Consider the following 11,561-nt stretch of genomic DNA (forward strand, 5'->3'; position numbering starts at 1 on the left):
CGCAGGCGCGGTAGCCGCAACTCAACCGGATCTCCGAACACCGGCAGATCCCGAACCCGGCGCATTGTGCGGTCGTGGATCGCTTCAACCCGGCCGCCACACCCCATGCAGGTTCGCGCCACTCCAGGTTCTGGTGCCAGCTCCACCACCAGCCAGCGCAGCGCCCCACGCATCTCGTGACGCCACTCCCCAACCCGGTAGCCCACCCAGCCACCCAGCTGGGCCATACAATCCCCTTCGGCCACGGCCGACCCCTGTTTGTAGTCTCGACAACCACAAATTAGCCGGGTCGGCCGTGCGCCTCTCCCTCAGTTGGGAGAAGAACCAAAAAGAAACCCCGCCGAAGCGGGGTTTCTTTTTGCAGCGACAGCAGCGCTTAGAAGTTGTACTGCGCCGAGAACGCCAGCAGGTTGGCGTAGCCGTCGAACGGACCGGTCAGGCGATGGCCCTGGTTGTCGTGGCTGTTGACTTCCGGGTCCTTCGGCTCCAGACGGGCGTAGCCGAAGTTGAACTCCAGCGCATCGCTGAACTGCCAGGTGGCGCCGATCGAGTACCACAGGCGGTCGGCGTCGGGCAGGCGCGGGGTGCGAGCCTCGATGTGGGTCGGGGTCTCGTCAAGCGCCACGCCGGCGCGCAGGGTCCACGCGTCGTTGAGCTTGTACTCGCCGCCCAGCGATATGAACTTGGTGTCGGTCCACGAGAAGTCCTCGGCCGCATCCGGATCCGGGTTCTGGAACTCGACGCGCACTTCACGCAGCGACGACCAGCCGGTCTTCGCCCACGAGCCCATCAGCTTGAAGCTGTCAGTCACCTGGTAGGTGGCGCCCAGCGACAGCACCGACGGGGTGGTCAGCTTGGCGGTGACGTTGCCGTCCTTGAACAGCTGCGAAGTGAGCGGGCTGGAGCCAAACACGGCGGCCACGTCCTGCGGCACGGTCCAATCGGCGGTGCCCTCCAGTTCGTAGTCGATCTCGGAGCGGTAGCTCATGCCGACAGCCAGCTTCTCGGTCGGCTGGAAGTGCATGCCCAACAGGTAGCCGAAGCCGTTGTCGTCACCTTGCACCTCGATGAAGCCATCGCGCGCCTGCGGACGGGCGAACGGCAGCGGGCGGGTCGCCGGGTTGGCGAACAGCAGGGTGCCGAAGTCCACCGACTTGGACAGGGTCACGTCGGCGCGCGAGAGGATGGCGCCCACGCCAACCGAGAACTTGTCCGGGATCAAGTCCACAGACGCCGACAGCGCCAGGTCGACGATCTGCACGTCGGAGGTGTGTGCGAAGTAGCGGCCCACCCAGCCATCCTCGTACTCGGTCTTCAGGCCGAACGGCGCGCTGACCATGGCGCCCAGCGCCAGGCCGTTGTCGAGCTTGTGCACGATCGACATCGCGGGCACCGGGGTCACGTCACCGGCGTTGCCACCGTCGCCGCCGGACATCGGCATCGCGCCATTGGCGGCGGTGCCCGAGCCTTCGAAGGTGTAGTTCAGGTCGATGGCGGTGACGTCCACCTGCACGGTGGTGCCCGACATGCGCGCCATGGCGGCCGGGTTGTTGGTCACGGCGGAGGCGTCATCGGTCTTGGCCGCGGTGCCGGCGAACGCGCTGCCCAGGCCCTTTGCGCTGTTTTCCTTGAGCTGGAAGCCCGACGCGTGGACCTGGCCGAGGGCCAGTGCGCCGGTGATGCCCAGTGCCAGCGCCGAAAGTCGGGTGAAACGGTGTGCGTGCTGCATGCGTGTAGTCTCCACTGGAGTGTTGTGTTTTCGGCCATCCGCAGGGCGCGAAGTCCGCAGCCCGGAAACGCCGGAAACCCCTCCCGACGTACGACGCCGTATGCACTATATCGCGCCCATTAACCGAATGCTAACAATGCCCCAACCCTTTGAAAATGAACAAGTTAATAGCTACAAATGTCCCTTGTTGAAGTATTCTGGGGTGCCCGAGCGGCAAGGATGCTGAGCCATGTTCGTCGCCCTCCCCCCCCGCCGGAAACCCGTCATCCGCTGGGCGACCCCGCTGCTGTTTGCCCTGCTGTGGGCGTGCTTTACCGGTCTGCAACTGGCCCCTGAAGCGGTCGAGCAGCGGTGGATCACCGAATGGGGGGCGCTGTCGGGCGGACTGGCTTCGCCGGAGGCCTGGTGGCGCGCGCTGCACGATGGCAGCGCGCTGCGGCTGTTCACGGCTTTGTTCCTGCACGCGGACTGGGCCCACCTGCTGGGCAACCTGGTGTTCCTGCTGATCTTCGGCGTGCCTGCGGAGCGCTACATGGGCTCGCGCCGCTTCCTCGTGCTGTTCCTGCTGGGTGGCGCGTTCGCCAACCTGGCCGCGGTGATCATCATCGGAACGCCGGACCGACTGGTCATCGGTGCCAGCGGCGCGGTCTCGGCGCTGATCGGTGCCTACCTGGCGCTGTTCCCGCGCACCAAACTCGGGATGGTGGTCCCGCTGGGGCTGTTCCTGCAGTTCGTGAAAGTACCCACGCCGCTGTTGATCGGGGTCTGGGCGGCGTTGCAGCTGGTGTTCACCTACATCGGCCCGGCGTTCGGTGCGGTGGCATGGTCGGCGCACCTTGCGGGCTTTGCCTTCGGCGGCGTATTCGCGCTGATCACGCGCGCCGGCATCGCCCGCCACATGCGCCGGCAGCGCGGTTACTAGCCAAGCACGACGCCTATAATGGGCGCATGGCCAAGACGTTGTACAAAGTCACGTTCCTCAATGCCGGCAAGGTGTACGAGCTCTACGCACACCAGGTGGCGTCGGGCGCCTTGTGGGGGTTCACCGAAGTGTCGGAGCTGGTGTTCGACGTGCACGATGGCGTGGTGATCGACCCCACCGAGGAGCGCCTGCGCGACGAGTTCGGCAACACCCGCGTGCTGCACCTGCCGATGCAAAGCATCGTGCGCATCGAAGAAGTGGCGCGCAAAGGCCAGTCGGCGATCCGCGACGCCACCACCGGCGAGAAGGTGGTTACCCCGTTCCCGCTGCCGTCCAAGCCACGCTGACGGCGCATGCGGCGCGCGGCCGCCACACTGCGGGTGGACCGGGCATCTCGACGCGAAAGGCAAGGGTGACGGTCATCCGCCGGTTGGCGCGACGACCGGTTCAGCGACGCAAGGCAGCCGATGCAGGCGGCTTGGCCACTGGCTTCTTCAGCACTGCCAGCGCCTCGGCAATAAACCCGTCGCCTTCCAGCACGTCACCGGCATTGCTGCCTGGCAGACCATCGCCATCGCCACGCAGGTGCCCGGGCAGGCTGGCCTCGCTATAGTCCGCGCGCGCGCCCTGGCCGCCCTTGCCGGCCTGCAACACCACGTCGGGTTCGATGCCCAATGCCTGGATCGATTTGCCGCTGGGCGTGTAATAGCGCGCGGTGGTCAACTTGACCGAATCGCCGTTGTCCAGCGGCAGCACGGTCTGCACGCTACCCTTGCCGAAGGTACGGCTGCCGACCACGCGCGCTCGGCCGTTGTCGCGCAGCGCGCCGGCCAGCACTTCCGAGGCGCTGGCCGAGCCGGCATCGACCAGCAGCACCACCGGCGCACCGTCAAGGCGGTCGCCGGGGGTGGCACCGAATTCGGCATCGCTGATCGGGATGCGGCCGCGGGTGCTGACGATCTTGCCGCTGTCGAGCAGGTCGTCGGCGATCTGCACCGCGGCGTTGAGCAGGCCACCCGGATTGCTGCGCAGGTCGATGACCAGCCCACGCAGGCGGCCACCGGCCTGTTCCTTCAGCACGCCCAGCTGACGTTCGAAATCGGCGGCGGTGTCGGCCTGGAAAGAGGCGATGCGCAGGTAGCCGTAACCCGGTTCCAGCATGCGGCCCTTCACGCTGGCCACGCGGATGGTTTCGCGCTGCACGCTGATCTCCAGCGGCTTGGCCGTGCCTTCGCGCACCACGGTCAACAGCACCTTGCTGCCCGGCGGGCCGCGCAACGGCTCGCTTTCCTCGCCGTCCTCGGCCCGTAGCGGCTTGCCGTCCACCGCTACGATCAGGTCACCGGCCTTGATCCCGGCCTTCATCGCCGGAGTGTCGTCGATCGGAGCGATCACGCGCAGGGTGCCGTCGGGCTGTCGCAGGATCTCCACTCCGATGCCGTCGTAGCGGCCCTGGGCCTGCTCGTCGAATTCGTCGGCGTCGGCCTTGGGCAGGTAGACGCTGTGCGGGTCCAGGTCCAGCAGCAGCCCGCGGACCGCCGACTGCATCAGCTTCGCGTCATCCACGGGTTCGACGTAGGCCTGCTTCACCGCTCTGTACACCGCGACATAGCGACGGATCTCCTCCAGCGGCACCTTGGAGTCGTTGGCAGCCGACAACGCCTCGGCGGACGGGACCGGGGGCGGATCAGACGGGGGCGACTGCTGCGCCAGCGCCACGCCCAAGGGCAGGATCGATGCCAGGACCAGGGCCAGCGGCAGGGGACGACGAAGGGGCATGCAAACTCCGGGATGGGACACGGCGGTGGCCATCGCATTGGACCGCGGAACCGCGCGAGGGTTCGGCCATCGTGCCCGGTTCCCGCCGTGGGGGGAACCCGGATGCTGACCCAACCCCATGGAAGCTTTCGTTAACGCCGGTACGCCCGGCGAAGCCGATCAGCGGCGCAGCCACACGCCCGGGTTGACCGGCTGGCCATTGCGGCGCAGCTCGAAGTACAGCGCTGGCCGGCCATGGCCTCCGGAACTGCCGACGGTCGCCACCGGCTGGCCCTTGCGCACGCGATCGCCAACGTCACGCAGCAGCGCGTCGTTGTGTGCGTACAGGCTCATGTAGCCGTTGCCGTGGTCGACAATCAGCAACAGGCCGTAGCCGGTCATCCATTCGGCGTAGACCACGCCGCCATCGGCGACCGCGCTGACGTTGCTGCCGGCACCCGCGCCGATCAGCAGGCCGTCGCTGCGATGGCCATCAGGCATGGTCGCGCCAAATCCGGCGAGCAGTGCGCCGGCCACCGGCCAGCCCAGGCCGCCGACCTGAGGCGGCGGCGCGGACCCGACCGTCGTCGCACGGCGTGGCGTGGACGCGCCGCCGGTCTTGCCGCTCCCGGCGCGGGCTTGTCGCGCCTCGCGTGCCGCCGCCGCTTTGCGTTGCGTTTCAGCCCGGGCGGCCGCCGCGCGCAGACGCCGCAACAACTGTTCGAGACCCTTGGCATCACGCCCCAGTGCCTGCTCGCGCGAACGCTGGTCGCGGTAGCGCGAGTCCAATTCCGCGACCAGCGTGGCGCGTGCCTTGCGGTCCTGTTCCAGCACCAGCAGTTGCTGGCGTTGCTCCGCGCGTGCGCTTTCCAGCGAACTGCGCCGCTGCACGACATCGCGCTCCACCGCCTCCAGCGCCTGCAGTTCCCGGGTCAATGCGGCGATGCGCTTCGCACGGTCCTGCTGCGCATAACGGTGGTAGACCAGCACCCGGCTGGCGTCGGCCACGCGGTCCTGTGCCAGCATCACCTTCAGCGGCGCCGCGCCGCCCTGGACATAGGCTGCGCGCAGCAACTTCGCCAGTTCGTCGCGGTGACCGGCCACGCGAACCTGCAACTCGTCGCGTTGCCGCTGCAGCTCCAGCAATGAGGCCTCGTCACTGCCCATCCGACGCTCGGTCTCGCGCAGGCTGCGCGCGGACTGGCCGACCCTCTCGTCGACCTCGCGCAATTGCCGCGACGCACTGCCGCGCTCGCCTTCCAGCTTGCGTCGTTCGGCCGCCACACTTTCCAGTTCGCGCTTGACGGTCTCGAGCTTGCGCTCGGTCGTGTTGCGGTCCTGTGCGGGCGCACCGGCGGTGCCCAGCAGCGCGAGCAGGACACCGGCGAGGGCCGTGCGCGGCGTCGGCATCAGCCCACCAGCAGGCTTTCGCCGCTCATCTCGGCCGGCTTGGGCACGCCCAGCAGGTCGAGGATGGTCGGCGCCACATCGCGCAGGGCGCCGCCGCTGCGCAGCGCGGCCGCACGCGGGCCGACGTACACGAACGGCACCGGGCCGACGGTGTGCGACGTGTGCGGCTGGCCGGTCTCGGGGTCGCGCATCATCTCGACGTTGCCATGGTCGGCGGTGACCAGCAAGGCGCCGCCCACGTCCTGCACCGCCTGCCACACGGCGCCGATCGCCACGTCCACCGCTTCGGCCGCCTGGATCGCCGCGGCGAGGATGCCGCTGTGGCCGACCATGTCCGGGTTGGCGATGTTGCAGATGGCCACGTCGATGTCGCCGGAGCGGATCGCGGCAACCAGCTTGTCGGTGACCTCGGGGCAGCTCATCTCCGGCTGCAGGTCGTAGGTTGCGACCTTGGGGCTGGGCACCAGCACGCGGCTCTCGCCTTCGTACGGCTCCTCACGGCCACCGCTGAAGAAGAAGGTGACGTGCGCGTATTTCTCGGTCTCGGCGATGCGCAGTTGCTTCAGGCCGTTGGCGGCCAGCACTTCGCCCAGCGTGTGGCGAAGGTCATCCGGGGCGAAGGCCACCGGCGCCGGCAGCCTGGCGTCGTACTCGGTCAGGCAGACGAAACGCGACAACGCGGGCCGGCGCGCCTGGAACCCATCAAAGTCCGGCGCCACGAATGCCGCGGTCAGCTGGCGGGCACGGTCGGCGCGGAAGTTCATGAACACCACCGCATCGCCATCGCGCATCGGCATGGGTGTACCGATCACCGTGGCAGCGACGAACTCGTCGTTCTCGCCACGCGCGTACGCGTTGGCCAGCGCGGTCGCCGCATCCGCCGCCACGTGCTCGGCCACGCCTTCGACGATCGCATCCCACGCTTTGCGCTGGCGATCCCAGCGCTTGTCGCGATCCATCGCGTAGTAACGTCCGGTGACCGTGGCGATGCGCGCATTGCCGGCCTGGGTGCACGCCGCTTCCAGCGCGGCCAGGCTCGGCGCCGCCGACTGCGGCGGCATGTCGCGGCCATCGAGGAACGCATGCACCGCCACCCGCGGCACGCCTTCGCGGCGCGCCAGGTCGATCATCGCGAAGAGGTGGGCCTCATGGCTGTGCACGCCGCCTGGCGACAGCAGCCCCATCAGGTGCAGCGTGCCGCCGGAGGACTTGGCCGCGGCGCAGGCCGCGCGCAACTCGCCGTTGGTGAAGAAGCTGCCGTCCTCGATCGCCGCATCGATGCGGGTCAGGTCCTGGTAGACGATGCGCCCGGCACCGAGGTTCATGTGCCCGACCTCGGAGTTGCCCATCTGTCCATCCGGCAGGCCGACGTGGCGGCCTTCGGTGTGGATCAACGTGTGCGGCGCGCTGGCCAGCAGGCGGTGCCAGTTGGGCAGCACGGCCTGGGCGAGGGCGTTGTCGGTGGGATCGTCGCGGTGGCCCCAGCCGTCGAGGATGAGCAGTACCACGGGCTTGGGGCGCGCCACCGCGCGGGCGGGGGCGGCGACCGCCGGGGAAGAAGCAGACACGTCGTTGGTCCCTGTGACTTCGGGCAGGTGCCCGGACTTGGTATTGGTGGGATTGTAGCGAAGCGGCCTTGGCCCGCGTCCGGGACACTCCTCCCCCGTCCCGATCCCGGTGCCAAACCGTCGGCACGATCGTCCGGTGGAGGTAAACCATTGCCCGCCGTGCCGCATCGAACCGTTCAAACCGACCGAACAGGGAGTTCCCACGATGCGCAACGTCTCCATCATGTTCACGCTCGCCGCCGCCCTGGCCCTGCCGATGGGGGCCGCCGCGTCCAATGACCCCGACATCAGCAAGGTCAACGGCAGCATCACCGTGGAAGACGGCGGCCGTCAGGGCGAACTGAACACCGTCAACGGCAGCATCCGCATCGGCAACAATGCCCGCGTGGGCGAAGCCAGCACGGTCAACGGCAGCGTCCACGTGGGCGACTCGGTGCAGACCGGCAACCTCGGCACGGTCAACGGCAGCGTAAGGGTGGGCCGCAACGTCACTGTCAACGGCGACATCGAAACGGTAAACGGCAGCATCTTCGTGGATCGCGGTGGCAACGTCCGCAAAAATATCAGCACGGTGAACGGCGGCATCGGACTGGTCGACACCGATGTCGCCGGCGGTATCGAGACCGTCAGCGGCGACACCACGGTCGGGATCGGGTCACACGTACGCGGTGGCATCCACTATGAGAAACCGGGCAAGATCTGGTTCTCCACCAAGCAGCGCGACCCCCGCGTGGTGATCGGGCCCAATGCGCGTGTCGACGGCTCGCTGGTGTTCGAGCGCAAGGTCGAACTGCTGGTGCACCGCAGCGCGGTGATTGGCCCGGTGACCGGCGCCACCGCGGTGCATTTCGACACGCCCACCCCACCGGCGCGCTGAGTCGCGAAGCGCACGCACTTGGGCTGGTGCCTGTTTCGCGCACTCGCACTGCCCTGTTGGTTGCGCCTGCGCCGCGAGCGGCTCCACCCATCGCCCAATGGCGTCCGGCCGGCCGGCTGTGCCTAGAATGCGGTTCCGCCGATGCCCGGCGCGAACCGCACGAGGCCCCATGTCGTCCCGTATTCCGCTCCACCCCGCGACCGGCCTGGTCGCCGCCGCCCTGATCCTGGCGGCCTGCAGCAAAGCGCCCGAACCGGCACCCGCGGTGCAGGCGCCGGCCACGCCAGCCGCCCCCGCCCACGCCTTCAGCCCCGAGATCAACGCCGCCGACTTTGGCGAGCGGGTCAAGGCACTGGCTTCCGATGAATTCGATGGCCGCGCCCCCGGCAGCACCGGCGAACAGAAGACCGTCGACTACCTGAAGGCCCAGTTCGAGCAGATCGGGCTGAAGCCGGGCAACGGCGACAGCTACTTCCAGACCGTGCCGATGGTGGAGACCACTGCAGACGAGTCCACCGTGCTCAAACTGGACGTCAACGGCAAGCCGCGCGAACTCAGGTTCGGCACTGACATGGTGGTGGGTACCACCACCGGCCAGGCCGAGGTCAAGGTCGATTCCAGCGAACTGGTATTCGTCGGCTACGGCGTCAACGCCCCCGAACTGGGCTGGAACGACTACGCCGGGCTCGACGTCAAGGGCAAGACCGTGGTCATGTTCGTCAACGACCCCGGCTTCCACCAGCAGGACCCGGCGCTGTTCGAAGGCAAGCGCATGACCTACTACGGCCGCTGGACTTACAAGTTCGAGGAAGCCGCACGCCAGGGCGCCGCCGCCGCCTTGATCATCCACGACACCGAAGGCGCTTCCTACGGCTGGGACGTGGTGAAGAACTCGTGGTCCGGCGCACAGTTCAGCCTGCCCGCCAAGGACGACCCGGATCCACGCCTGCCCGCACAGGGCTGGATCACCGGCGACGTCGCCCGCTCGCTGCTCGCCGACCTTGGCCAGGACCTGGATGCGCTGTACAAGGCGGCCGGCAAGAAGGGCTTCAAGCCGATTCCGCTCAAGGGCACGTTGTCGGTCGACCTGAAGAGCACCATCGCCGAGAAGTCCTCGCGGAACGTGGTCGCCGTGCTGCCCGGCAGCAAGCACCCGGACGAGACCGTGGTGTACATGGCGCACTGGGACCACCTCGGCAACCATGCCGACGCCAACGCCGCCTCGTCCGGCGAAGACCACGTCTACAACGGCGCGGTCGACAACGCGACCGGCGTCGCCGGCATCCTCGAGATCGCCGAGGCCTTCGCCAAGCAGAACCCGGCCCCCGAACGTTCGGTGGTGTTCCTCGCGGTCACCCTGGAAGAGTCCGGCCTGCTCGGCTCCAAGTACTACGTGGCGCACCCGACCTTCCCGCTGGCCAAGACCGTCGCGGTCATCAACCTCGACGCCATGCCGGTCATCGGCCGCGCCAAGGACATGACCGTGGTCGGTTACGGCAGCTCCGAACTGGAGGACCGGCTCAAGGCCATCGCCGCCGAGCAGGGTCGCACCCTGACCCCGGAAGCCACGCCCGAGGACGGCTTCTATTTCCGCTCTGATCACTTCAACTTCGCCAAGGACGGCGTGCCCGCGCTGTATGCCAAGGGCGGCGACGACCTGGTCGAAGGCGGTGCCGAGGCCGGCCATGCCGCACAGCGCGACTACCGCGACAACCGCTACCACAAACCTGGCGACGAATACGATCCGGCGTGGAAGATGGACGGCGTGGTGCAGGACCTGCAGGCGTTGTACGGCGTCGGCAAGCAACTGACTGGCGGCGATCAGTGGCCGCATTGGTACCAGGACAACGCCTTCCGCGCGGCCGAGCAGAAGTTGCGCGGAGCCGCCAAGTAGCATTTGCCATCTCCAGCCGACCACCGGCCATGACGCACGACGGCGCCCTCGCGGCGCCGTCGCTGTTTTCGCGCTACGCTTTCCCGATGTCTGTTCATGGATTGGAGTCGATGTCCCCCGCGTCCGGCGATTGCCACCTGCTGGAACTGGCCCTGCGCGAGGACGGCTTCGCCTTCATCGGTGCCGGAGTGATGCGCGCACTGCTGGGCAATGGCCGGGCGCACGCTGCGCAGGCCTGGGCCGAGTTTGCCGCCAGTTGGGGGGATCTGGCCGATGACAACTACCTGGCCAAGGTCGGCCTGCGACGCCGCCGCCGGCATGCAGTATTCACCGCCACCGCCGATGGCGACGTGCAACGCGCACCGCACCAGCCGCACTACCAGAGCCGTGACTACAACACCCTGCAGGGCGGCATCGAACGCTGGTTCGAACCGATCCGGCCCGAGGTGGCCGACAGCCTGCCGATGCGTCGCCTGCTCGGCTTCGCCCACGCCCTGTTTGGCAGGTTGGCCCCCCATGTGGGCCACTGGCACGTGGAGGCCCACCAGTTCCGCATCGAAGCACTGCCCGAGCACCACGGCCAGCCCACGCCCGAGGGCATGCACCGCGACGGCGTCAACTTCGTCATGGTCGTACTGCTCGACCGGCACAACATCACCAGCGGCACGACCAGCATCCATGCGCTGGACGGCGGCGAGATCGGCAGCTTCACACTAACCCGTCCGCTGGACACCGCCTTCGTCGACGATGGCCGCGTCTACCACGGCGTCACCGCCGTGGCACCGCTGGACCCGGCACAAGCCGCGTGGCGAGACGTGCTGGTGGTGACGTTCCGGGCGATTGCGGAAGCGGTTTGAAATAGAAACCCAGCAGCTTTCCGATTCGCTTCGCTTTGAACGACAAAAGCCACCCGTAACGGGTGGCTTTTGTGTTTGTCGGTACCAGGCTTCGGGCCCTTGCGTTCATTGGTGGCTCTGGGCAATACCCCAAGAGGCGGCCAAGCCTCGCACCCCGTGCGGTAACCCGCCCGCCCCGGAAAAGAAGGCCGGTACCTGCCGCAAAGAAGAAGGCCATCGTTCCAGCGCGCAAAAGAAGAAGGCCGGATCCTGTTGGATCCGGCCTTCGGTGTAAAGCCCCTGGCGATGACCTACTCTTGCATGGCTTGAGCCACACTACCATCGGCGCGTGTGCGTTTCACTTCCGAGTTCGGGAAGGGATCGGGTGGTTCCACACAGCTATTGTCACCAGGGAGAGGGTGGAGGGTCGCCATCACGGCGCACGCGCTCTTGTTGGTTGCCCTGGACGGATCGATGCACTGATCTGCCTTGGGCGAATAGTTTGGAATGTAGCGAGGTATTGTGCCGAACGTCGAACGTGTCGTCGAGTCCAAGGCCACTTGAGGT

At 67.6% G+C, this 11,561-nt stretch carries 9 protein-coding genes, 1 rRNA gene and 1 pseudogene; 5 read left to right on the forward strand and 6 right to left on the reverse strand.

What is annotated here, in order from left to right; genetic code table 11:
• The coding region (locus tag IP93_RS15400; protein ID WP_144815540.1) for a transposase family protein at positions 1 to 227 on the reverse strand (227 nt) is incomplete at its 3' end.
• Positions 228 to 376: 149 nt separating this feature from the next.
• A complete protein-coding gene (locus IP93_RS15405) occupies positions 377 to 1,729 on the reverse strand; it encodes an OmpP1/FadL family transporter (protein WP_144817181.1) in 1,353 nt (450 codons plus the stop codon).
• A gap of 229 nt (positions 1,730 to 1,958) precedes the next feature.
• Between IP93_RS15405 and IP93_RS15410 the strand changes: the two genes are divergently transcribed.
• The gene (locus IP93_RS15410; protein WP_144817183.1) at positions 1,959 to 2,651 is read left to right on the forward strand and encodes a rhomboid family intramembrane serine protease; all 693 of its coding nucleotides are present in this window, start codon (positions 1,959 to 1,961) and stop codon (positions 2,649 to 2,651) included.
• A 26-nt stretch (positions 2,652 to 2,677) separates the two neighbouring features.
• On the forward strand, positions 2,678 to 2,998 hold the full coding sequence (locus IP93_RS15415; protein WP_144817185.1) for a DUF1820 family protein: 321 nt from the start codon (positions 2,678 to 2,680) through the stop codon (positions 2,996 to 2,998).
• 112 nt (positions 2,999 to 3,110) lie between these two features.
• Here the strand turns inward: IP93_RS15415 and IP93_RS15420 are convergent.
• From IP93_RS15420 to gpmI, 3 genes and pseudogenes are all read right to left on the reverse strand, one after another.
• Positions 3,111 to 4,430, reverse strand: a pseudogene (locus IP93_RS15420) (S41 family peptidase); the annotation flags it as partial.
• A gap of 159 nt (positions 4,431 to 4,589) precedes the next feature.
• Positions 4,590 to 5,819 (reverse strand): murein hydrolase activator EnvC family protein, encoded by a 1,230-nt coding sequence (locus IP93_RS15425; protein WP_144817188.1) that lies wholly within the window; start codon positions 5,817 to 5,819, stop codon positions 4,590 to 4,592.
• A complete protein-coding gene (gene gpmI, locus IP93_RS15430; RefSeq protein WP_277874047.1) occupies positions 5,819 to 7,387 on the reverse strand; it encodes a 2,3-bisphosphoglycerate-independent phosphoglycerate mutase in 1,569 nt (522 codons plus the stop codon). The genes IP93_RS15425 and gpmI overlap by 1 nt, the downstream gene beginning before the upstream one ends.
• Positions 7,388 to 7,592: 205 nt before the next feature.
• Here gpmI and IP93_RS15435 point away from each other — a divergent pair, with 205 nt between their 5' ends.
• From IP93_RS15435 to IP93_RS15445, 3 genes are all read left to right on the forward strand, one after another.
• The gene (locus IP93_RS15435; RefSeq protein WP_144817190.1) at positions 7,593 to 8,264 is read left to right on the forward strand and encodes a DUF4097 family beta strand repeat-containing protein; all 672 of its coding nucleotides are present in this window, start codon (positions 7,593 to 7,595) and stop codon (positions 8,262 to 8,264) included.
• Positions 8,265 to 8,433: 169 nt separating this feature from the next.
• A complete protein-coding gene (locus IP93_RS15440; protein WP_144817192.1) occupies positions 8,434 to 10,158 on the forward strand; it encodes a M28 family metallopeptidase in 1,725 nt (574 codons plus the stop codon).
• Between the two features lie 110 nt (positions 10,159 to 10,268).
• Positions 10,269 to 11,015: a 2OG-Fe dioxygenase family protein gene (locus IP93_RS15445; protein WP_144817193.1), complete on the forward strand. Its 747-nt coding sequence runs from the start codon at positions 10,269 to 10,271 to the stop codon at positions 11,013 to 11,015.
• Positions 11,016 to 11,292: 277 nt separating this feature from the next.
• Here IP93_RS15445 and rrf read toward each other — a convergent pair.
• A 5S ribosomal RNA gene (gene rrf, locus IP93_RS15450) occupies positions 11,293 to 11,407 on the reverse strand.
• Positions 11,408 to 11,561: the final 154 nt, after the last annotated feature.

Source organism: Aerolutibacter ruishenii (genome assembly GCF_007830115.1).
Taxonomy (GTDB): domain Bacteria; phylum Pseudomonadota; class Gammaproteobacteria; order Xanthomonadales; family Xanthomonadaceae; genus Aerolutibacter; species Aerolutibacter ruishenii.

Excerpts from the sequence above, each read along its gene's own strand:
- IP93_RS15405 (WP_144817181.1), bottom strand. The coding sequence starts at position 1,729 with ATGCAGCACGCACACCGTTTCACCCGACTTTCGGCGCTGGCACTGGGC.
- IP93_RS15410 (WP_144817183.1), top strand. The coding sequence starts at position 1,959 with ATGTTCGTCGCCCTCCCCCCCCGCCGGAAACCCGTCATCCGCTGGGCG.
- IP93_RS15415 (WP_144817185.1), top strand. The coding sequence starts at position 2,678 with ATGGCCAAGACGTTGTACAAAGTCACGTTCCTCAATGCCGGCAAGGTG.
- IP93_RS15425 (WP_144817188.1), bottom strand. The coding sequence starts at position 5,819 with ATGCCGACGCCGCGCACGGCCCTCGCCGGTGTCCTGCTCGCGCTGCTG.
- IP93_RS15435 (WP_144817190.1), top strand. The coding sequence starts at position 7,593 with ATGCGCAACGTCTCCATCATGTTCACGCTCGCCGCCGCCCTGGCCCTG.
- IP93_RS15440 (WP_144817192.1), top strand. The coding sequence starts at position 8,434 with ATGTCGTCCCGTATTCCGCTCCACCCCGCGACCGGCCTGGTCGCCGCC.
- IP93_RS15445 (WP_144817193.1), top strand. The coding sequence starts at position 10,269 with ATGTCCCCCGCGTCCGGCGATTGCCACCTGCTGGAACTGGCCCTGCGC.